Here is an 18,782-nt window from a genome sequence, read left to right on the forward strand (position 1 = left end):
CGCACCTGCAATGCCGACGAACAAAAAACCGACAGCGCGCGGATCGGGCCGATGTGGGAGCGGTTCTTTGTCGAGGGCCTGTTCGACAGCATCGGTCACCGACAGTCGGACTCGTTCGTCTACGGCGTGTACTCCAACTACGAGTCCGATGCCTCGGGGCAGTTCGACGTCACCGCCGGTGTCGCGGTGGCCGAGGGCAATGCCGATTATCCCTTGGTGCAGATCGAGGGCGGCGAGTACCTGGCGTTCTCCGCCAAGGGGCCGATGCCGGAAGTGGTGATCCAGACCTGGGGTCTGATCTGGGCCTATTTCGAGGACAACCCGCAGATCCACCGGCGTTTCGCCACGGACTTCGAGGTCTACACCGGCGCGGAATCGGTGTCGGTGTACATCGGCATTCAGGCTTCGGACGCACCCTCGCGCTCCAGCAACTGACGTTTGCGCTCCACCCCCCAGCGGTAGCCCGACAGGTTGCCGTCGCTGCGCACCACGCGGTGGCAAGGGATCGCCACCGCCAGGCTGTTGGCGCCACAGGCCTGGGCCACGGCGCGAAAGGACTTCGGCGCGCCGATGCGCTGGGCGATCTCGGCGTAGCTGGCGGTGCTGCCCGGCGGGATCTCCTGGAGAGCCAGCCACACCCGCTCCTGGAACGCCGTGCCTTGCAGGTCCAGTGGCAGGTCCAGGCCAAGGGCCGGCGCTTCGATAAAACCCACCACCTTGGCCACCAGTCGCTCGAACTCCTGGTCGGCGCCGATCAGGTTGGCCCGGGGGAATTTGTCCTGCAGGTCCTGCACCAGGGCATTGGGATCGTCGCCCAGCAGGATTGCGCAGACCCCGCGATTGCTCTGGGCCACCAGGATCGCCCCCAGGGAACACTGGCCGACGGCGAAGCGGATATCGGTATTCTGGCCGCCGGCGCGGTAGTCGCTGGGTTTCATCCCCAGCAACTGATCGGCGGTCTCGTAGAAGCGGCTGTTGGAGTTGAAGCCAGCGTCGTACAGCGCGTCGGTCACCGAATGGCCGTGTTCGAGTTGGCGCCGCACCCGCCGCGAGCGGTGGGCACTGGCATAGCCTTTCGGCGTCAGCCCGGTGGCGGCCTTGAACACCCGGTGAAAGTGGAAGCTGCTCATGCCGGCCTGCTCGGCCAGCTGTTTCAGGCTGGGCAGGGTGTCGGCCGCTTCGATCTGCCGGCACGCGGCGGCCACCAGGGCAGCGTGATGCGCGGCCACCTGGGTCTGGTCGCTGGCGCTGCGTTTGCTGGGCCGGTAGCCGGCGGCTTCGGCCTCTTGCGCGGTGTCGAAGAACTCGACGTTCTCCGGCCGTGGTAGACGCGACAGGCTGCTGGGGCGGCAGTAGACCCCGGTGGTTTTCACGCCATAGACGAACTGGTCGTCAGCACTCGCATCGCGGGCCAGGACCGCGAGCCAGCGTGGATCGCTTTCGATGGGGGACTTGGGCGGGATGCTGGTCATGGGCTCTACTCGCTGACGGATGCCGTTCAGATTAATCGAGGGCAGGGTGCCTGGCACTCCGAGTCTTGCGCTGGAATTCCCGTGGGCTCAACCGGCCCGGCGAAAGGTGAAGTTGATACGCCGTGGACCCAGCAGCGGGTGCGTGCCCTCCTTGAGCGGCAGCACGCCGTGATAGCGCAGGCGGTCGACGCCACCCCAGACCAGCACGTCGCCGTGCAGCAGCGGCACGCGAAACGGGCGATCGCCGCGGCGGTCGCCGCCCAGCTGGAACAGCACCGGCAACCCCAGGGAGACGGACACGATCGGCGCGCTGTAATCGCGCTCGTTCTTGTCCTGGTGCAGGGACATTCGCGCCCCGGGCACATAGTGGTTGATCAGGCAGGCATCCGGCTCGAACCCGGGAAACCCGGCCTCGGCCGCGGCTGCCTGCGCCAGTTCGCGGAACACCTCGGGCATCGCTGGCCAGGGCTGGCCGCTCTGGGGATCGATGGTGGTATAGCGGTAGCCGCTGCGGTCGGTGGTCCAGCCCAGTTGCCCGCAACTGCTCAGGCCGACCGACATGGTGAAGCCGCCGGGCGTGACCATTTGCCGGAAGGGCGCGGCACGCAGCACGCCACGCAGGGCCGGCAGCAGGCGCTCGACCCAGGGCAGGGCGAAGCCGTGGAGCACGAAGGCCTGCGGGCCGATCTGTTCGGTGCGCGGCGCCTGCTGCAGCTCGGCTTCGGCGAACAGCTCGGCGGTGAAGTTACTGGGCATCGTGGAAGATCACTCCTAGGGTGTGCCGGTGGCCGCTGTGCAGGCGGCTGACGCCATGGCGCATGGTCACCCGGTAATGGCCGCGCACGCCGGGCACCGGACGCTGATGCACGGCGAAGATCAGCGCATCCCCTTGCCGCAGGTCTATGACCTGCGGCCGCGACTGCATCCGCGGGCGCTGTTCGGTGAGGACGAATTCGCCGCCGCTGAAGTCGCTGCCCGGGCGCGACAGCAGGATCGCGACCTGCAGGGGAAATACGTGCTCGCCATACAGGTCCTGGTGCAGGCAGTTGTAATCCTGCGGGCCGTATTGCAGCAACAGCGGCGTCGGCCGTTGCTGACCGGCGGCGTGGCAGCGTTGGAGGAAGTCCGTGTGTCGGGGCGGATATTCCACGGCGATGTCCATGATCCGGTTCCAGCAATTGGCCAGGGGCACCAGGTGTGGGTAGAGCCGGCCGCGCAGTTCGGCGACCAGTGCCGGCAGGGGGTAGGCGAAATATTGATACTCGCCGCGGCCGAAGCCGTGCCGGGCCATGACCACCCGCGAGCGGAACCGCTCGCTGCGCGGATACAAGCTGCAAAGGTCATGGCATTCGTCGGCGCTGAGCAGGCCGTGGATCACGGCACTGCCGTCCTGATCGAGTCGCTGCTCGATCGAGGACCAGTTCACCGCGGCGAGGCGTTGTTCCAGGGAGGGGGCGGACATGCGGGCGGTTCCCGAGGCAGAGGCTGATGGCTGCCAGTCTAGGAAGTGCGCGGGCCGCTCACACTCCGGCGCTTGCGTTCGAATTCGTCACTGAAGCAGGGAAGGCGGCTTACAGCGCCTTGCTGACGCTGACATCGCTGATGACGTCGCCGCTCTGGCCGTGCAGGGCCTCCAGCGCGGCCTTGGCTTCTTCCTGGGTTCCGCTTTGCAGCTGGGCGAACTCGAAGCGGCGCTCGCCATTGAGTTTGTATTTGATGACGTACTTGGTCGTTTGGGCCATGGTGACACCTGTTGGTCGCGAGCTTGGGGTGGGTTTCAGCGCAGTTTCGAGCTGGACCGGCGGATGATCTTGATCGAATGGGTGAAGTTCGGCTTGCGGGTGACGCTGATGGGGCGGCGGTTGACGGTGTCGATGGTGATGTTCCAGAAACCGGTGCTCGGCGCGGTGATCCGGGCCGGGAACTTGTCGAATGCGCCGCCATGATAGGTGTGACGTCCGCCGTTCTTGAAGCTTCGGAAGTTGGCGTCGTTCATCAGGCGGATGTTGCAGACCTGGGAGCACTCGATGACGACGATGTCATCTTCGTTGAGGTGCTCGCGCTGGTGGATAAATTTCATGGGCGCCTCCAGAAGGGCTTTTGCTACAAAATCAAAACGATGGCGCAGTTTATCAGGCCGCGGCGGGCGGCTTTGACAATTTAAAACAGTTATTTTTCGTTTATTTAAGATAAATCTGACTTATCCGGAGAAAAATTCCATTTCTACGGTCGGACAATCTTTATCGGAGGAAATGTATGAAATGGGGTGTGTTGACTCTGGCCCTGGCGATCAGCGGGTGTGCGACGGTCTCGGATATTAGCCAGACGCTGCCCACCCTGAATGTGATTTCAGGGAAAAAGCCGCAGGCCTATGCCAAGTGTGTCAGCGACAAGCTGGCTGACAGCCGTGGCCAGTTGCAGATCGAACCGCACAAGGACGGCATGCGCATTATCGTTCCGCAAAAATTCTCGGCGGGGCCAACGGCGGTGTTCGATATCGAAGAGCGTTCCGGCGGTAGCAGCATCAAGCTGCATGAGAGCATGTCCAACGTGCCCGTGCGCCCGGGCGATATCAAGAAGGCGGCGGAAGACTGCATTTCCGGCTGACCGCACAGTTTTTTTCAAGAGCCTGCTCTGGCCCGGATTTGCGTGGCGAGGGCGGGCTTTTTTGTGTCCGACAGCAGGGTAGGCTTGGCTCGCTTGCGTTGTAGCCAAAGGTCTATTGGCCTACGCTTTGTGGGCTTATATAAAATAGGCCTAAGCATATAACTAGAAAATGGAGTTCATCATGATCCCCGTGGATCGACTACTGCTGAGCGGTCTGATGCTGTTTTTCGTCACCAATGCCCAGGCCGTGGACGGGCAGAAGGTGTTTACCCAGGGTGGTGCGCAACCCGGCGCGACAGCGTGCCTGGCCTGCCATGGCGGCGACGGGTTGGGCCTGGCGGCCGCCGGTTTTCCGCGGTTGGCGGGATTGTCGGCGGGCTATCTGCGCAAGCAGCTGGAGGATTTTCGCAGCGGCGCGCGCAGCAACCCGGTGATGCAACCACTGGCCAAGGCCCTGAGCGATGACGAGATACTTGCGGTCAGCCAGACGCTGGCCGCCATGCCTGCCCCGACGCCAGCGCCGATCAACCGCAGCGCCACGGCCGAGGGCACAGGCGCCAGGCTGGCGCTGCGTGGGGCCTGGGAGCGCCAGGTGCCGGAATGCGTGACCTGTCACGGGCCGGGCGGGGTGGGGGTGGGAGACGCCTTTCCGCCCTTGGCTGGGCAGCCGACGGCTTATCTGGTCGGGCAATTGAATGCCTGGCGCGACGGTACGCGCCGCAACGACCCGAACGATCTGATGGGGCACATTGCCAAGGCCCTGACCCCCGAGGAAATCACCGCGGTGGCCGACTACTTCGCCAAGCTCGACAGCCAGCTCGCCAAGGCCAGTAACCAGGAGTCCAAGCCATGAATCGCGATCTTGTAATGGGGCTGTCCCTGGCCTTGCTGACGTTCCAGGCCCAGGGCGCTGCGGTGGCCATGGAGGATCAAACGCAATTGCGCGAGCCGGCGCTGAAGGCGTCCCACCCGCAATACTTTCAACCGCCGGCGGAGAGCGAGTTGCCGGACAATGCCTACGGCAAGATGGTTCGCGATGGCTATGCGCTGTTCATCGACACCAAGCGTCTGGCGCCCACGTTTGTCGGCAACGGCCTCAATTGCAGCAATTGCCACCTGGATCAGGGGCGCTTGGCCAACTCTGCGCCGCTGTGGGGCGCCTATCCGATGTACCCGGCCTATCGCAAGAAGAACGACAAGGTGAACACCTACGCCGAACGCTTGCAGGGCTGCTTCCAGTTCAGCATGAATGGCAAGCCGCCGGCGGCCGACAGCTACGAGATCACTGCGCTGTCGGTGTACTCCTACTGGCTGGCGAGCAAGGCGCCGATTGGCGTCGAGTTGCCCGGGCGTGGTTATCCCGAGGTGCCACAGCCAGCCCAGGGCTACGACCTGGCCCGTGGCGAGCAGGTGTACCGGGGGCAATGCGCGGTCTGTCATGGCGATAACGGCCAGGGCCAGAAGGTCGGGGCGGACTATGTCATGCCGCCGCTCTGGGGCAAGGACTCGTATAACTGGGGCGCCGGCATGCACCGGATCAACACGGCGGCGTCCTTCATCAAATACAACATGCCCCTGGGCAAGGCCGGCAGCCTGAGCGACCAGCAGGCCTGGGACGTGGCGGCGTTCGTCAACCGCCATGAGCGGCCCCAGGACCCGCGCCTGGTGGAGGGCTCGATCGAGAAGACCCGGCTCAAGTTCCACGCCAATGACGGGGTCAACCTGTATGGCCAGACGGTCGATGGCGTGCTGATTGGGCAAGGCATCCGATAAACTGTCGACCATTGTCAAAGATGCCGTCGAAACCCGGGTTTCGGCGGCATCGTTTTTTGGGAGAAAGCATGAAACGCGAACAAGTCCGGGAGAGGCATGCAGAGGGGCATATCTCTGCGACCCATGTGATTCAGAATCCGGCGAGTTCCGGGGAGTGGATAGTGTTCTTCAAGAAAAGCGCGGGGCGCAGCTACTTTCTGGTGGACGACAACGATGAGGTCGAGTCATTCGAGCGGCTGGACGACCTGGTCGGCACCCTGCGCAGCCTGGGCATCAAGTTCGCCGAAATTCACATGTAGGCAGGGCGTGAGGGCCCTGAGAGCCGCCTGTCACTTGCAGACCACCACCACACTGCGGCTTTTGTAGTTGCCGACATCCGCCCCCAGGGTCTTGTCGCTGTCCTTGGGCGACGGCGTGCCGTCGGTGCCGACGATCCGGTAGCCGGTGCCGGCACAGGAGGCATCGGCCTTTTCATAGCAGCTGGCCCAGGAGCCGGCTTCGCCGGAACAATCGATGCTCAGGCCTTGCTCGCCGTCCTCCAGGTAGGTATCGGAGACGGTGGCGCATCCCGTCAGGGCCAGTACCGCGGTCAGTGCCAGGAGCTTGTGCATGGGCGTGGTCATCGTCGAGAAGTTGAGCCCCGGGGAGGGCTGGACACCCTGGGTGAGCGTCTGGACGAAATGCTATAGCGAACCGCCACTGCGGTACAGATCGCCATGAAAAAGCCCTGCACGGGGCAGGGCTCTCTGGGACAAGGGTTGTCTCAAGGCTTGGGGCTGCGCCGTGCCGAGGCGTGTCCCGCCGAATCCTCGAACACCGAGGCCACTTCGACCGCCATCGCCTCGCTGGGGAAGGGGCCGGCGACGTTCTCGCCCTGGGCACTGACCAGCCACCATTGGCCGTCTTTCAGCTTCTTGATCTGGTAACCGTTTACGCTTTTTGTTGCCGACATCTATCTGCCTCGTTGGCGGGTTCAAGGGCGCCATGATAGCGGTAAACGGGCGCACGGATCAGGCTTCAAACGCAGAAAATCGGGGCCTTGCAGCCGGATGGCGGTTTACGCCGCGGGCTATCTGTACGATGCTGCATAGCTATTGCAGAACCCTGTGCGGAACTATCTGTCGCAATATTTCTCTTAGATGGCAGCGGTTAGCCAGCGCGGCCCATTGTAAGGTGCTCGCGGCCTGATTAGACTGCGCCGAAATTCGTACGTACAGCCCTTTTAAGGACTCATATGATCAAGAAATGCTTGTTCCCAGCAGCCGGTTACGGTACTCGCTTCCTGCCAGCGACTAAGGCCATGCCCAAAGAAATGCTGCCGGTGGTGAACAAGCCACTGATCCAGTACGGCGTTGAAGAAGCACTGGACGCTGGCCTGAACGAAATCTCCATCGTCACCGGCCGCGGCAAGCGCGCCCTGGAAGACCATTTCGACATCAGCTACGAGCTGGAAAACCAGATCAAGGGCACCGACAAGGAAAAATACCTGGTCGGCATCCGTCGTCTGCTGGACGAGTGCTCGTTCTCCTACACCCGCCAGACCGAGATGAAAGGCCTGGGCCACGCGATCCTGACCGGCCGCCCACTGATCGGCGACGAGCCGTTCGCCGTGGTCCTGGCGGACGACCTGTGCGTGAACCTGGAAGGCGACGGTGTGCTGAAGCAGATGGTCAAGCTGTACAAGCAGTATCGCTGCACCATCGTCGCGATCATGGAAGTCGACCCGCAGGAAACCAGCAAGTACGGTGTGATTGCCGGCGACCTGATCGGTGACGACCTGTACCGCGTACGTAACATGGTCGAGAAGCCGAAGCCGGAAGATGCGCCGTCGAACCTGGCGATCATCGGCCGCTACATCATGACCCCGGATATCTTCAAGCTGATCGAAGAAACCGAGCCGGGCAAGGGTGGCGAGATCCAGATCACCGACGCCCTGATGAAGCAGGCCCAGGACGGTTGCGTGATTGCCTACAAGTTCAAGGGCAAGCGTTTCGACTGCGGTGGCGCCGAAGGCTACATCGAAGCGACCAACTTCTGCTTCGAGAACTTCTACAAGACCGGCAAGGCTTACTGATAGCCCGCTGTGCCCTTGTACTGAAAAGCCACCTTCGGGTGGCTTTTTCGTTTTATGCCCTTATGTAAATCCTCTAGCGCTGACCGGATACGCATCTGCGGTTATGCTGTCAGCCTGCCTGGGAGAGTGAAATGGCCTACGATTTTGATCTTTATGTAATTGGCGCCGGTTCCGGCGGTGTGCGTTCGGCGCGGTTCGCGGCGGGTTTTGGCGCGAAAGTCGCGGTAGCCGAAAGCCGCTATCTGGGCGGTACCTGCGTCAACGTCGGTTGTGTGCCGAAAAAGCTGCTGGTGTACGGCGCCCACTTCGCCGAGGACTTCGAGCAGTCCGCAGGTTTTGGCTGGAACCTGGGCGAGGCCGATTTCGATTGGGCCACGCTGATCGCCAACAAGGACCGCGAAATCAATCGCCTGAACGGCATCTATCGCAACCTGCTGGTCAACAGTGGCGTGACCCTGCACGAAGGCCACGCCAAGCTGATCGACCCGCATCAGGTGGAGGTCAATGGCCAGCGCTACACCGCCAAGCACATCCTGATCGCCACCGGCGGCTGGCCGCAGATTCCGGATATTCCGGGGCGCGAGCACGCCATCAGCTCCAACGAGGCGTTTTTCCTCAAGCAACTGCCCAAGCGCATCCTGGTGGTGGGCGGCGGATACATCGCCGTCGAGTTCGCCGGGATCTTCCATGGCCTGGGCGCGGATACCCAGCTGCTGTACCGCGGCGACCTGTTCCTGCGCGGCTTCGATGGTTCAGTGCGCAAGCACTTGCAGGGAGAGCTGACCAAGCGTGGGCTCGGCCTGCAGTTCAATGCCGACATCGAGCGCATCGACCGGCACGCCGACGGTAGCCTGAACGTCACCCTCAAGGATGGTCGCGAGCTGGTCACCGATTGTGTGTTCTACGCCACCGGGCGGCGACCGATGCTCGACAACCTGGGGCTGGAAAACACCGGGGTGAAGCTCGACAAGCGTGGTTTTATCGAGGTCGACGAGCAGTATCAGAGCAGTGAGCCGTCGATCCTGGCGATCGGCGATGTGATCGGCCGTGTGCAGTTGACCCCGGTGGCCCTGGCCGAAGGCATGGCCGTGGCGCGGCGCCTGTTCAAGCCGGAGCAGTATCGTCCGGTGGACTACAACATGATCCCGACCGCAGTGTTCAGCCTGCCGAATATCGGCACCGTCGGCCTGACGGAAGAGCAGGCGCGAGAAGCGGGGCACTCGGTGCAGATCTTCGAAAGCCGCTTCCGGCCGATGAAGCTGACCCTGACCGAATGCCAGGAACGCACGCTGATGAAGCTGGTGGTGGACGCCGAGACCGACAAGGTGCTGGGCTGCCATATGGTCGGCCCGGACGCGGGCGAGATCGTCCAGGGCCTGGCGATTGCCTTGAAGGCCGGTGCCACCAAGCGTGACTTCGACGAGACCATCGGCGTGCACCCGACGGCTGCCGAAGAGTTCGTCACTATGCGTACGCCGGTCGCCGGTTAAGCCTTCTCTGGCGGCTGTGGCCGCTGTCCTTCTGTTTCTGGCTCCGCCGCGGCCTTCGCGGCGGCAGCCAGTTGCAGGGCCTCCAGGTTGGTCTCGGCCTTGGTGGCGCGCAATTCCAATTGTCGATTGTCCTGCAGTTGCTGCTCCAGGCTCTGCTTGAGCGCCTGGCTGTCCATCAGGGCGACGCGCAGGCGTTCCTGGAGGAGGGTGTGCTCGTTGCCCAGGCGGGCCGCTTGCTCTGTCAGCTGGCCAAGCTGGCTGTCGGTCTTCTGCGCCTGTTCCTGGGCCTGGCGCAATTCCTTCTGGGTCGCGCGTTGCTCGCTGCTCAGGCGTTCGTTGTCGCGATGCAGCTGGGTGATCTCGTCCTGACGCACCAGCGCGCTTTGCTGGGCCTGGCGCAGTTCCTGCTGCACCTGCTGCAACTGGCCTTCATGGCGGCGCTGATCCTGTTCGCGCTGTTCCTTGACCGCGTTGCGGTAGTGCTCCAGGGCTTCCCGGGCGTGCAGGTGCTTTTCTTCCAGCGAGCGAATCTGCTCGTCCTTGTCTTGCAGGCGCAGTTCGAAGTCGGCCAGGGCCTGGTTCAGCCCGGCATTGCGGGTCTGTTCGGTCTGCAGCATGGAACGGGTGTCCTGCAGCAGCGCGCTTTCGCTGGCCAGGGCCGAGGCCTGGGTCTGCAGCTGCTGCTGCAACTGGGCCTGGGCCTGTTCGGCTGCGGCTTGCTGCTCCGCCAGTTCCTGGTGCTTTTCCTCCAGCAGGGCCCGGGCCTGTTCCACTGGAAGCTGGGCTTTTTCCCGCAGGCGCTTGGCCAGGTTCTGCACCAGTTCCGTCAGTTCATCTTCTAGGGCTTCCTGGGGCGCGGCGCGGCGGGCTTCGCTCTGCTCCAGCTCCTTCAGGTAGCGGTGGATGGTGGTTTTCGAGCCGGTATTGCCCATTTCGATGCGTACTGCGTCGATGCTGGGGTGTTCGCCCCGGGCGAGGATCGCCGAACGGGCAATCTGCACCACCGCTTTGTTAACGCCGCCACGAGCCATGGTCTCTCCTCGGATTTCGTACTTTTTTACGTGGTATGTAATTAGTGTTGATTGTACAGCAAAATAGACGGATGAGATTCGATTTATTGACATGGGATATACTGGTATTACCCCGTGTCAGGGCCAAACGCCCGGTGCCAACCCGCTATTTCCATGGGGCAAAACGAGTCGAGCAGCCCATGAGTGAACTGGATCGCTATCTGCGCGCGGCAACGCGCGACAACACCCGGCGCAGCTACCGGGCGGCCATCGAGCATTTCGAGGTGGCCTGGGGCGGGTTCCTGCCGGCGACCAGCGACAGCGTGGCGCGTTATCTGGCGGCGTATGCGGGGGAGTTGTCGATCAACACCCTGAAGCTGCGGCTATCGGCCCTGGCCCAGTGGCATAACAGCCAGGGGTTCGCCGATCCGACCAAGGCCCCGTTGGTGCGTCAGGTGTTCAAGGGCATCCGCGCGCTGCATCCGGCGCAGGAAAAACAGGCCGAGCCGTTGCAATTGCAGCACCTGGAACAGGTGGTCGCCTGGCTGGAGCAGGAGGCCACCCAGGCCCGCCTCGCCGACCATCAACCGGCCCTGCTGCGGGCGCGGCGCGACAGGGCACTGATTCTCCTGGGATTCTGGCGCGGCTTTCGCAGCGACGAGTTGTGCCGGCTGCGGATCGAACATGTGCAGGCGGTGGCGGGTGCCGGTATCAGCCTGTATCTGCCCCGCAGCAAGAGCGATCGGGACAACCTCGGCAAGACCTGGCATACCCCGGCATTGCGCCGCTTGTGTCCGGTCCAGGCCTATATCGAGTGGGTCAACGCAGCGGCCCTGGTTCGCGGTCCGGTGTTTCGCGGCATCGACCGCTGGGGGCATTTGAGCGAGGAGGGGCTGCACGCCAATAGCGTCATCCCGTTATTGCGCCAGGCGCTGGAGCGCGCGGGGGTTGATGGCGAGCCGTACACCAGCCACTCCCTGCGCCGCGGTTTCGCCACTTGGGCCCATCGCAGCGGCTGGGACCTCAAGTCGCTGATGAGTTATGTCGGCTGGAAGGACGTCAAGTCGGCCATGCGTTATGTCGAGGCCAGCCCGTTTCTCGGCATGGCCCTGACCGAGGAAAAGCCGGTGGACCAGCAAATACAGAATTCTTCTATTAATACTGCGGGCTAATAGCCAAACCTAATCAGCAGCATCAGCTTTGCCAATGAGCCAAGGTTCGGTTCGTTGGTTAGGATTCTCCCCATCAAGTTTCCAACCCAAGTTTTTACCCACTGATGGAGAATCACCGATGCCTATCATCAACAGCCAAGTAAAACCGTTCAAAGCGACCGCCTTCAAGAATGGCGAATTCATCGAAGTGTCGGACGCGACCCTGAAAGGCAAGTGGTCTGTCGTGTTCTTCTACCCGGCTGACTTCACCTTCGTTTGCCCGACCGAGCTGGAAGACCTGGCCGACAACTACGCCGAATTCCAGAAGCTGGGCGTAGAGATCTACAGCGTTTCCACCGACACCCACTTCGCCCACGCAGCCTGGCACAACACTTCGCCAGCCATCGGCAAGATCCGCTACACCATGATCGGCGACCCGACCCTGGCCATCTCCCGCAACTTCGACGTGCTGATCGAAGAAGCCGGTCTGGCTGACCGTGGCACCTTCGTGATCAACCCTGAAGGCCAGATCAAGATCGTTGAAATCAACGACGGCGGTGTCGGCCGTGACGCTTCCGAGCTGCTGCGCAAGATCAAGGCGGCTCAATACGTCGCTGCCCACCCAGGCGAAGTCTGCCCGGCCAAGTGGAAAGAAGGCGAAGCCACTCTGGCTCCTTCCCTGGACCTGGTCGGCAAGATCTGAGTCTGTGAAACGCTACAGCAGGGCGGACCGCCGCACCTAAGTCAGCTGCACCGCCCCAAGAACGCCCGGGCGAGATTCGCTCGGGCGTTTTTTTTCGATCTGAATAAAGGAAATCGCCCGTATGTTGGACGCCAATCTTAAAGCCCAGTTGAAGTCATACCTGGAACGGGTCACCCAGCCGATCGAGATCGTTGCCTCTCTCGACGACGGTGCGAAATCCCAGGAAATGCTCGCGCTGCTGAAAGATGTTGCCAGTCTTTCCAGCCTGATTACCTTGCTCGACAACGGTAACGATGAGCGCAAGCCATCGTTCTCGATCAATCGCCCGGGAAGCGACATCAGCCTGCGTTTTGCCGGCATTCCCATGGGCCATGAATTTACTTCGTTGGTGCTGGCCTTGCTGCAAGTCGGCGGCCATCCCTCGAAAGCCAGTGTCGAAGTGATCGAACAGATCCGCGCCCTCAAAGGCGAGTTCAACTTCGAGACTTATTTCTCGCTGTCCTGCCAGAACTGCCCGGACGTGGTCCAGGCGCTGAACCTGATGGCGGTGCTGAACCCGAACATCCGCCACGTTGCCATCGACGGCGCGCTGTTCCAGGACGAAGTCAACGATCGCAAGATCATGGCTGTCCCCAGTATCTACCTCAATGGCGTGAACTTCGGCCAGGGCCGCATGGGCCTGGAAGAAATCCTCGGCAAGCTGGACACCGGCGCCATCGAGAAACAAGCGGAAAAGATCAGCGCCAAGGACGCCTTCGACGTGCTGGTGGTCGGCGGTGGCCCGGCCGGCGCTTCGGCGGCGATCTACGCCGCTCGTAAAGGCATTCGCACCGGTGTCGCAGCCGAGCGTTTCGGCGGCCAGGTGCTGGACACCATGGCTATCGAGAACTTCGTCTCGGTGCAGGAAACCGAAGGGCCAAAACTGGCCAGCGCCCTGGAAGAGCATGTTCGCCAGTACGACGTCGACATCATGAACCTGCAGCGCGCCAGCGCGCTGGTGCCGGCCAAGGAAGTCGGCGGCCTGCACGAAGTGCGTTTTGAAAGCGGCGCGACCCTCAAGGCCAAGTCGCTGATCCTGGCCACCGGTGCCCGCTGGCGCGAAATGGGCGTGCCGGGCGAGCAGGAATACAAGGCCAAGGGTGTGTGCTTCTGCCCGCACTGCGACGGCCCGCTGTTCAAGGGCAAGCGCGTGGCGGTGATCGGCGGCGGTAACTCCGGCGTCGAAGCGGCCATCGATCTGGCGGGTATCGTCAGCCATGTGACCCTGCTGGAGTTCGACAGCAAGCTGCGAGCCGACGCGGTGCTGCAGCGCAAGCTCTACAGCCTGCCGAACGTCAACGTCATCACCAGCGCGCTGACCAGCGAAGTGAAGGGTGACGGCCAGAAGGTCACCGGCCTGGTGTACAAGGATCGCGATTCGGGCGAGTTCAACACTGTCGAGCTGGAAGGCATCTTCGTGCAGATTGGCCTGTTGCCGAACACCGACTGGCTCAAGGGTACCGTCGAGCTGTCGCCCCGTGGCGAGATCATTGTCGATGCCCGTGGCGAGACCTCGCTGCCCGGCGTGTTCGCCGCCGGCGACGTGACCACCGTGCCGTACAAGCAGATCGTGATCGCGGTCGGCGAGGGCGCCAAGGCTTCGCTGAGCGCCTTCGACCACCTGATCCGCACCTCCGCGCCGGCCTGAATCGAGCGCTGAAAAAACAAAACCCCATGGGCCTCGGCCCATGGGGTTTTTGTTTGTGCCTCTGATTTCTGTAGGAGCGAAGCTTGCTCGCGAGAGCGGTGTATCGGTCAGGCCGCGTCTACAAAAAACGCGATTTACAGCGGCGCCGGCTGAATGATCTCGACCCAGTAGCCGTCCGGATCCTTGATAAAGGCCAGGCTCTTCATGCGACCGTCGTTCAGGCGCTTCTGGAAATCGCAGCCCAGGGCTTCGAAGCGCTCGCAGGCGGCGACGATATCCGGCACCGAAATGCAGATATGGCCAAAGCCGCGTGGATCGGTGTTGCCGTTGTGGTAGGCGAACTCCGCATCGTGCTCGGTGCCGTGGTTGTGGGTCAGCTCGAGGATGCCGGGGATCGACTTCATCCACTCGGTGCGGGCCGCGGCGTCAGCCGGGATCTGCGTCTTGTCCGCCAGCGCCAGGAAGTACAGGCTGAATTCGGCTTCGGGGAAATCGCGTTTTTCCACCAGCGAGAAACCCAGGACGCGGGTGTAGAAGTCCAGGGAGCGGGTGATGTCCTTGACGCGCAGCATGGTGTGGTTGAACACGAACCGGGCGGTGGCGGTGTCGGGCTGGGCGGTTACGCCGGGAAAGGTATTGAGTTCGTGCAGGCTCATGGGCCCTCCGGAAAAGAAGTGGGGCAAACGATACTCGTGTTCACGAGCGGTCCCTTGGCGCGTGGGGCTTCGGGCGTTGTTGCGGTGGGGCAATGATACGCAAGAGCGCCAGGGCGCACCAAACACAAAGCTACGAATCTGTTGCCCGATACTCGTACCAGCCTCAGACTTCGAGGCCCCTTCCTTATGTGTTGATGACCATGCGCTTATCCTTCAAGACCCTGTGCCTCCTGGCGCCCTGGCTTTTGCTTCCGGCCCTGGCCGAGGCGGCGGACCCGGTGATTACCTGGCCCGTTGGCTGGCAGATAGAGGCGTTGCCAGAGTCACCGGCGCAAGGGGCGGGCAAGGTGTTCAGGCAGCGGGCGGTGAAGAACGATGCCGGCGGCACACCGCTGATGGTCATGGAGTTGACCCAGACTCAGGTGGAGAGTGGGCATCAGGTCAATTTGCAGGCGGTTTTGCTGGAAATGCGCAAGTCGGTGCAGAAGGACTTTGGCCGTGGCGGTTATCAAAGTGTGTGCACGCGTATTCATGAGACGACATTGAGCCGCCTGGCGGCGCTGGAAACCACTTGCACCATTACCGAGAACGGTCGGCATGTGTTATCGCAAACATTGGTGGCGGCTACCGATGGCGACAAGGCTTATGTACTGTCCTATGCCGGACAGGCGGCGGCTTATGCCGAAAGTCAGGAGGAAGTCCGCAGCGTGCGAAGTAGCCTGCAACTTTAGCCGGGTCGGTTAGGCTACCTCGGCCGGCGTTGCTCACCGATATGAGCGAAATGCAAAGTTGTCGAAGGGGTGGGCAAGGATTGTCGGCCCAGATGCAGTTCAGGTTTGGCGCTTATTGCCGCTCAGGCAATCTGTTCGGTGTTGGAAGGCAGCAACTTAGCCGAGGTTGAAACAAATAGCGCCAGCTTAAAAATAAAGACCCTGCATTGGCAGGGTCTTTTATTGGGATCAAATGTTAACCGCGCAGCCAGGAATCTACAGTGGCGGCGCCGTACTGTTCTTTCCAGGCTTTCAGGCCGCGATGATTGCCGCCTTTGGTTTCGATCAGTTCGCCGGTATGCGGGTTCTGATAAACCTTGACCACGCGGGCGCGGCGGGTCTTCGGCGCGTTCGACAGCGGCAGCGCGGATTTGCCCAGATTAGGATCGAGGATGGCGATAATGTCGCGCAGGCTTTTACCGTAGGTCTTCATCAGGCCTTGAAGCTTTTCCTCGAACTCGATTTCTTTCTTGAGTCCGGCGTCGTTCTTCAGGGACTCCAGCTGGGCGAGCTGCTCTTGAAGGGCCTTTTCTGCTGCACGAAATTCAGCGAGTCTGGACAATATCTTTACTCCAATAGTGTATTTGGCTGATACCAACCGCAAACAAAGCTATAAGCCAAGAGTCTTAGAACGACTCGATTATAATGGCCCACCTGTGAATCTTGTTCAGGTATGAAAAATTGTAGTAGTTAATCTGGTGCAAGTAAATCACGTTGTTGTTCATGCCCGCGATTTGTCATCTTCTGATTCAAATTGGTGCGGGAAACAATTGTCGAATTGAATAAATCTTCATGGAAAATGGCTACTTAGTGGCGCGATAGGGCTTGCAGGAATTCTTCACCAGGCATCGGCTGGCCGAATAAATAGCCCTGCAGGAAATCGACGCCATGGGCAGCCAGATAGTCCTGTTGTTCCTGGGTCTCCACGCCCTCGGCGACTACGCCCAGTTCGAGTTTGCCCGACAGTTCGATGATGCTGTCGAGTATGTGCCGGGACAGGGCGTCGACGCCGATCATGGCCACGAAACTCTGGTCGATCTTCAGATAATCGACATTGAACTTGCGCAAGTAAGCGAGGCTGGAGTGGCCGGTGCCGAAGTCGTCGATGGCGATCATGACCCCCAACTTGTGCAGTTCCTCGAACAGGCTGTGGGTGACGGTGCTGGGCTCCACCAGTTCACGTTCGGTCAGTTCCAGGACCAGTATCACTTTGCCCGGCGGGAACAGGCCGAGAAATGCCCGGCAGTCCTCCAGCAACTCCAGGTCGTGGCAATGGCTGGCGGTGATATTGATGCCGATATGAAAACCGTCGCGCAAGCTCTGGGCATGGGGCGCCAGCAGCCGGGCAGTCTGCTGCATCAGCGAGCGGGTCATGGGTACGATCAGTCCGGAATGCTCGGCGAAGGGAATGAACAGGTCCGGACGCACCAGGCCTTCCCTGGGGTGTTTCCAGCGCATCAGTACTTCGATGCCGGCCCACTCTTTACTGTCGCCGCGCACCACGGGCTGGAAATACGGGATGAACTCCGCCGCTTCCAGGGCGCGTTGCAGTTCATGGCTGGGGGACGAGGCGCGCTTTTGCAGCCAATGGCCGAGCACGGCAGCCAACACGCCGAGGAACACCAGCAGGCCGAACAGGGCAGGGTACTGTGACTTCATGTAGAGCCAGATATCGCCCTCGGGAAAGCCGGCGCTGACCTTGTAGGGGTAACGCGAGGACGCCATTTGCCGTGGGGCCACTGGCGCCGTCGGAGCGATGGACTGATGCACCTGGCCGTCGTCGGACAGCCAGTACGGCCCGACTTGCAGTTGCAGGTCGGCAAAGCGGCTGATCAGGTGCAGTGCATTGCTCAGGTGATAACCATCGATGGTAGCCAGGGCCGCGCGTTCGCCTTCCTGCAGGCGATAGACCAGCAGCGGGGTATTGGGGGTGACCGGGTTGCCGTTCATCAACCACAGCTTGCCCTCCACATAGTCGGCCGGGTTCAGCGCGAACGAGGATCGGCCGAGCAGCGAACTGCAGTAATTGTCGTTGCGCCACACCAGGTTGGTCGAACGCACGAACGGGCGGCGGGTGACCTGTTCGCGCAGGGCCAGTTGCCTGGGCTCGTCGCAGGGTTGCCCGGCTTGTGCCAGCAGCGCCCGGGCGGCGTGGTCGGTGCTGTCGAGCATCAGGTCGAACTGGCGTATGGCTTCCTCGGCAGTTTCCTGGCTGCTGCGGATCAGCGCGCGTTCGGCCTGCATATAGAGGATCACCACACCCAGGGCCATCGGCAGCAAGCCGATCAGCAGCGTCCGCAGGCTGCGGATAGAACGTTTCAACGGGCCTTTGGCGGTCAATGGCATGGAGGAAAACCTATGGCAGGCAGGGAAACGAGCGCTCTCGAAAGCCGGTGACTCGTGGGGAACCGGGTCGGGCGGCGTCCGCTTCATGGGCAGGATAGACGGTGCCTCTGCTTTGCGCTCAGCCCCCGCGATACAGGCTCCGGGCCTGCTCGATAAAGGCCAGGGCCGCCGGTGACGACTGCCGCCGGTCCAGCACGGCCAGGCCCACCTGGCGCCGCGCCGGAGGCGACAGCGCCTTGACCCGGTAGCGCGGGTCGCTGGACTCGGGCAGCGACAACTGGGCCACCAGGGTCAAGGCGTCGCCGCGGGCCACGGTTTCCAGGGTGCTGAGCAGTTGCGAGCTGCGATAGCGGATGTTGGGGCTGAGCCTGGCGGCGAGGAACAGGCGGGAAACCAGCTCGGCGGAACCGGCCTCGGTGAGGATGAACGGGTCGTCGCACAGCTCGGCGAGGCTGACCGAGTCCTGGTCGGCCAGGGCATGCTGGCTGGGAACCAGCGCCACCATCTGATCCTCCACCAGGGCGAAACAGTCGAAGCGCTCCTGGGGCAACACCACGAAACCGATGTCGATGCGCCGTTCTTCCAGCCATTGCAGCACCTGCCGGTCGGGCCCTTCGTCGATGTGCACCTCGATACCGGGGTGGGCCTGGCGGTAACGCTGGAGGATTGTCGGCAGCAGTTTCATCGACGAGGTCGGGCCGAACGAACCGATGCGCAAGGTGCCGCGTTTCATGCCGCGGGCATCGGCCGCTTCCTGCTCCATGGTGGCGGCCAGGCCGAGGATGGCCCGGGCCCGCAGCAACAGTTGCTGGCCGATATCGGTGAGCTCCACCAACGACTGATGCCGGCGGATCAGCTCGACTCCCAGCTCCTGCTCCAGGGCCTTGAGCGCGTGGGACACCGCGGACTGGCTGACGCCCAGGCGGCTGGCGGCGCTGGTGAAACCGCGCAGCTCGGCCACCAGGGAAAAGATCTGCAGTTGGCTCAGGGTCATGAGTAAAAGCTCATTTTACGATGATCGGTCATTAGCCGAAGAATACCCG

General features: G+C 62.1%; 23 protein-coding genes. 11 read left to right on the top strand and 12 right to left on the bottom strand.

The genetic code is table 11. From position 1 onward, the window contains the following. Positions 1-435: GyrI-like domain-containing protein (locus tag ACQKQA_RS19965; RefSeq protein WP_427561288.1), on the top strand; the 435-nt coding region annotated here is incomplete at its 5' end. Here ACQKQA_RS19965 and ada read toward each other — a convergent pair. The 5 genes from ada to ACQKQA_RS19990 all read right to left on the bottom strand — a co-directional run bounded on the left by ada (position 399) and on the right by ACQKQA_RS19990 (position 3,552). Next, entirely contained in the window at positions 399-1,472 is a 1,074-nt protein-coding gene (gene ada, locus ACQKQA_RS19970) for a bifunctional DNA-binding transcriptional regulator/O6-methylguanine-DNA methyltransferase Ada (protein WP_427561291.1), read from the bottom strand. The two genes, ACQKQA_RS19965 and ada, sit on opposite strands and share 37 nt — an antisense overlap. Positions 1,473-1,559: 87 nt before the next feature. After that, complete coding sequence (gene alkB / locus ACQKQA_RS19975) at positions 1,560-2,228, bottom strand: DNA oxidative demethylase AlkB (RefSeq protein WP_427561294.1); 669 nt, start codon at positions 2,226-2,228, stop codon at positions 1,560-1,562. Continuing rightward, positions 2,218-2,934 (bottom strand): 2OG-Fe(II) oxygenase, encoded by a 717-nt coding sequence (locus ACQKQA_RS19980; protein WP_427561296.1) that lies wholly within the window; start codon positions 2,932-2,934, stop codon positions 2,218-2,220. The genes alkB and ACQKQA_RS19980 overlap by 11 nt, the downstream gene beginning before the upstream one ends. Before the next feature lie 109 nt (positions 2,935-3,043). After that, positions 3,044-3,214 carry a hypothetical protein gene (locus ACQKQA_RS19985; protein WP_427561299.1) on the bottom strand — a complete coding sequence of 57 codons (171 nt, stop codon included), beginning with the start codon at positions 3,212-3,214 and terminating at the stop codon, positions 3,044-3,046. A gap of 35 nt (positions 3,215-3,249) precedes the next feature. After that, positions 3,250-3,552 (bottom strand): DUF1883 domain-containing protein, encoded by a 303-nt coding sequence (locus ACQKQA_RS19990; protein ID WP_427561302.1) that lies wholly within the window; start codon positions 3,550-3,552, stop codon positions 3,250-3,252. A 176-nt stretch (positions 3,553-3,728) separates the two neighbouring features. Here ACQKQA_RS19990 and ACQKQA_RS19995 point away from each other — a divergent pair, with 176 nt between their 5' ends. From ACQKQA_RS19995 to ACQKQA_RS20010, 4 genes are all read left to right on the top strand, one after another. Then, the gene (locus ACQKQA_RS19995; RefSeq protein WP_427561305.1) at positions 3,729-4,079 is read left to right on the top strand and encodes a hypothetical protein; all 351 of its coding nucleotides are present in this window, start codon (positions 3,729-3,731) and stop codon (positions 4,077-4,079) included. A 181-nt stretch (positions 4,080-4,260) separates the two neighbouring features. Then, positions 4,261-4,932, top strand: coding sequence for a c-type cytochrome (locus ACQKQA_RS20000; protein WP_427561308.1), 672 nt, complete (start codon positions 4,261-4,263; stop codon positions 4,930-4,932). Further along, positions 4,929-5,852, top strand: coding sequence for a c-type cytochrome (locus tag ACQKQA_RS20005; RefSeq protein WP_427561311.1), 924 nt, complete (start codon positions 4,929-4,931; stop codon positions 5,850-5,852). The genes ACQKQA_RS20000 and ACQKQA_RS20005 overlap by 4 nt, the downstream gene beginning before the upstream one ends. Before the next feature lie 68 nt (positions 5,853-5,920). Continuing rightward, positions 5,921-6,151 carry a hypothetical protein gene (locus ACQKQA_RS20010; protein WP_427561314.1) on the top strand — a complete coding sequence of 77 codons (231 nt, stop codon included), beginning with the start codon at positions 5,921-5,923 and terminating at the stop codon, positions 6,149-6,151. A gap of 30 nt (positions 6,152-6,181) precedes the next feature. On the opposite strand, the gene ACQKQA_RS20015 is transcribed toward ACQKQA_RS20010, so the two are convergent. Beyond that, a complete protein-coding gene (locus tag ACQKQA_RS20015; protein ID WP_427561317.1) occupies positions 6,182-6,463 on the bottom strand; it encodes a hypothetical protein in 282 nt (93 codons plus the stop codon). A 152-nt stretch (positions 6,464-6,615) separates the two neighbouring features. Beyond that, entirely contained in the window at positions 6,616-6,804 is a 189-nt protein-coding gene (locus tag ACQKQA_RS20020) for a hypothetical protein (protein ID WP_427561320.1), read from the bottom strand. Between the two features lie 282 nt (positions 6,805-7,086). Between ACQKQA_RS20020 and galU the strand changes: the two genes are divergently transcribed. Both galU and gorA read left to right on the top strand, forming a co-directional pair. Beyond that, positions 7,087-7,926 (top strand): UTP--glucose-1-phosphate uridylyltransferase GalU, encoded by an 840-nt coding sequence (galU, locus tag ACQKQA_RS20025; protein WP_010223914.1) that lies wholly within the window; start codon positions 7,087-7,089, stop codon positions 7,924-7,926. 131 nt (positions 7,927-8,057) lie between these two features. After that, positions 8,058-9,416: a glutathione-disulfide reductase gene (gene gorA / locus ACQKQA_RS20030; RefSeq protein WP_427561325.1), complete on the top strand. Its 1,359-nt coding sequence runs from the start codon at positions 8,058-8,060 to the stop codon at positions 9,414-9,416. Here the strand turns inward: gorA and ACQKQA_RS20035 are convergent. After that, positions 9,413-10,447: a DNA-binding protein gene (locus ACQKQA_RS20035; protein ID WP_427561328.1), complete on the bottom strand. Its 1,035-nt coding sequence runs from the start codon at positions 10,445-10,447 to the stop codon at positions 9,413-9,415. The genes gorA and ACQKQA_RS20035 overlap by 4 nt on opposite strands. Positions 10,448-10,626: 179 nt before the next feature. Between ACQKQA_RS20035 and ACQKQA_RS20040 the strand changes: the two genes are divergently transcribed. The 3 genes from ACQKQA_RS20040 (at position 10,627) to ahpF (ending at position 13,967) form a co-directional block, all read left to right on the top strand. Beyond that, the gene (locus ACQKQA_RS20040) at positions 10,627-11,598 is read left to right on the top strand and encodes a site-specific integrase (protein ID WP_427561331.1); all 972 of its coding nucleotides are present in this window, start codon (positions 10,627-10,629) and stop codon (positions 11,596-11,598) included. A 118-nt stretch (positions 11,599-11,716) separates the two neighbouring features. Beyond that, a complete protein-coding gene (ahpC, locus tag ACQKQA_RS20045; RefSeq protein WP_007921754.1) occupies positions 11,717-12,280 on the top strand; it encodes an alkyl hydroperoxide reductase subunit C in 564 nt (187 codons plus the stop codon). A 121-nt stretch (positions 12,281-12,401) separates the two neighbouring features. Beyond that, positions 12,402-13,967 carry an alkyl hydroperoxide reductase subunit F gene (ahpF, locus tag ACQKQA_RS20050; RefSeq protein WP_427561336.1) on the top strand — a complete coding sequence of 522 codons (1,566 nt, stop codon included), beginning with the start codon at positions 12,402-12,404 and terminating at the stop codon, positions 13,965-13,967. A 134-nt stretch (positions 13,968-14,101) separates the two neighbouring features. On the opposite strand, the gene gloA is transcribed toward ahpF, so the two are convergent. Next, positions 14,102-14,623: a lactoylglutathione lyase gene (gloA, locus tag ACQKQA_RS20055; RefSeq protein WP_427561339.1), complete on the bottom strand. Its 522-nt coding sequence runs from the start codon at positions 14,621-14,623 to the stop codon at positions 14,102-14,104. Between the two features lie 200 nt (positions 14,624-14,823). Between gloA and ACQKQA_RS20060 the strand changes: the two genes are divergently transcribed. Further along, a complete protein-coding gene (locus ACQKQA_RS20060) occupies positions 14,824-15,354 on the top strand; it encodes a DUF4946 domain-containing protein (RefSeq protein ID WP_427561396.1) in 531 nt (176 codons plus the stop codon). A 235-nt stretch (positions 15,355-15,589) separates the two neighbouring features. Here the strand turns inward: ACQKQA_RS20060 and ACQKQA_RS20065 are convergent, their stop codons facing one another. The 3 genes from ACQKQA_RS20065 to ACQKQA_RS20075 form a co-directional block, all read right to left on the bottom strand. Continuing rightward, positions 15,590-15,955 carry a histone-like nucleoid-structuring protein, MvaT/MvaU family gene (locus tag ACQKQA_RS20065; protein WP_427561399.1) on the bottom strand — a complete coding sequence of 122 codons (366 nt, stop codon included), beginning with the start codon at positions 15,953-15,955 and terminating at the stop codon, positions 15,590-15,592. 245 nt (positions 15,956-16,200) lie between these two features. Beyond that, positions 16,201-17,739: an EAL domain-containing protein gene (locus ACQKQA_RS20070; RefSeq protein WP_427561341.1), complete on the bottom strand. Its 1,539-nt coding sequence runs from the start codon at positions 17,737-17,739 to the stop codon at positions 16,201-16,203. Positions 17,740-17,857: 118 nt separating this feature from the next. Then, positions 17,858-18,733 (bottom strand): LysR family transcriptional regulator, encoded by an 876-nt coding sequence (locus tag ACQKQA_RS20075; protein WP_427561344.1) that lies wholly within the window; start codon positions 18,731-18,733, stop codon positions 17,858-17,860. Positions 18,734-18,782 lie beyond the last annotated feature (49 nt).

This window comes from Pseudomonas sp. NPDC089530 (genome assembly GCF_050280705.1).
Lineage (GTDB): Bacteria > Pseudomonadota > Gammaproteobacteria > Pseudomonadales > Pseudomonadaceae > Aquipseudomonas.

What these genes read in the sequence shown, in the direction of transcription:
- gloA (WP_427561339.1), bottom strand. Translation starts at nt 14,623, where the DNA reads ATGAGCCTGCACGAACTCAATACCTTTCCCGGCGTAACCGCCCAGCCC.
- ACQKQA_RS19990 (WP_427561302.1), bottom strand. Translation starts at nt 3,552, where the DNA reads ATGAAATTTATCCACCAGCGCGAGCACCTCAACGAAGATGACATCGTC.
- ACQKQA_RS19995 (WP_427561305.1), top strand. Translation starts at nt 3,729, where the DNA reads ATGAAATGGGGTGTGTTGACTCTGGCCCTGGCGATCAGCGGGTGTGCG.
- ACQKQA_RS20070 (WP_427561341.1), bottom strand. Translation starts at nt 17,739, where the DNA reads ATGCCATTGACCGCCAAAGGCCCGTTGAAACGTTCTATCCGCAGCCTG.
- ACQKQA_RS20035 (WP_427561328.1), bottom strand. Translation starts at nt 10,447, where the DNA reads ATGGCTCGTGGCGGCGTTAACAAAGCGGTGGTGCAGATTGCCCGTTCG.
- ada (WP_427561291.1), bottom strand. Translation starts at nt 1,472, where the DNA reads ATGACCAGCATCCCGCCCAAGTCCCCCATCGAAAGCGATCCACGCTGG.
- ACQKQA_RS20005 (WP_427561311.1), top strand. Translation starts at nt 4,929, where the DNA reads ATGAATCGCGATCTTGTAATGGGGCTGTCCCTGGCCTTGCTGACGTTC.
- ACQKQA_RS20010 (WP_427561314.1), top strand. Translation starts at nt 5,921, where the DNA reads ATGAAACGCGAACAAGTCCGGGAGAGGCATGCAGAGGGGCATATCTCT.
- ahpF (WP_427561336.1), top strand. Translation starts at nt 12,402, where the DNA reads ATGTTGGACGCCAATCTTAAAGCCCAGTTGAAGTCATACCTGGAACGG.
- alkB (WP_427561294.1), bottom strand. Translation starts at nt 2,228, where the DNA reads ATGCCCAGTAACTTCACCGCCGAGCTGTTCGCCGAAGCCGAGCTGCAG.
- ACQKQA_RS19980 (WP_427561296.1), bottom strand. Translation starts at nt 2,934, where the DNA reads ATGTCCGCCCCCTCCCTGGAACAACGCCTCGCCGCGGTGAACTGGTCC.
- ACQKQA_RS20075 (WP_427561344.1), bottom strand. Translation starts at nt 18,733, where the DNA reads ATGACCCTGAGCCAACTGCAGATCTTTTCCCTGGTGGCCGAGCTGCGC.
- gorA (WP_427561325.1), top strand. Translation starts at nt 8,058, where the DNA reads ATGGCCTACGATTTTGATCTTTATGTAATTGGCGCCGGTTCCGGCGGT.
- ACQKQA_RS20040 (WP_427561331.1), top strand. Translation starts at nt 10,627, where the DNA reads ATGAGTGAACTGGATCGCTATCTGCGCGCGGCAACGCGCGACAACACC.
- ahpC (WP_007921754.1), top strand. Translation starts at nt 11,717, where the DNA reads ATGCCTATCATCAACAGCCAAGTAAAACCGTTCAAAGCGACCGCCTTC.
- ACQKQA_RS20020 (WP_427561320.1), bottom strand. Translation starts at nt 6,804, where the DNA reads ATGTCGGCAACAAAAAGCGTAAACGGTTACCAGATCAAGAAGCTGAAA.
- ACQKQA_RS20060 (WP_427561396.1), top strand. Translation starts at nt 14,824, where the DNA reads ATGCGCTTATCCTTCAAGACCCTGTGCCTCCTGGCGCCCTGGCTTTTG.
- ACQKQA_RS20000 (WP_427561308.1), top strand. Translation starts at nt 4,261, where the DNA reads ATGATCCCCGTGGATCGACTACTGCTGAGCGGTCTGATGCTGTTTTTC.
- ACQKQA_RS19985 (WP_427561299.1), bottom strand. Translation starts at nt 3,214, where the DNA reads ATGGCCCAAACGACCAAGTACGTCATCAAATACAAACTCAATGGCGAG.
- ACQKQA_RS20015 (WP_427561317.1), bottom strand. Translation starts at nt 6,463, where the DNA reads ATGCACAAGCTCCTGGCACTGACCGCGGTACTGGCCCTGACGGGATGC.
- galU (WP_010223914.1), top strand. Translation starts at nt 7,087, where the DNA reads ATGATCAAGAAATGCTTGTTCCCAGCAGCCGGTTACGGTACTCGCTTC.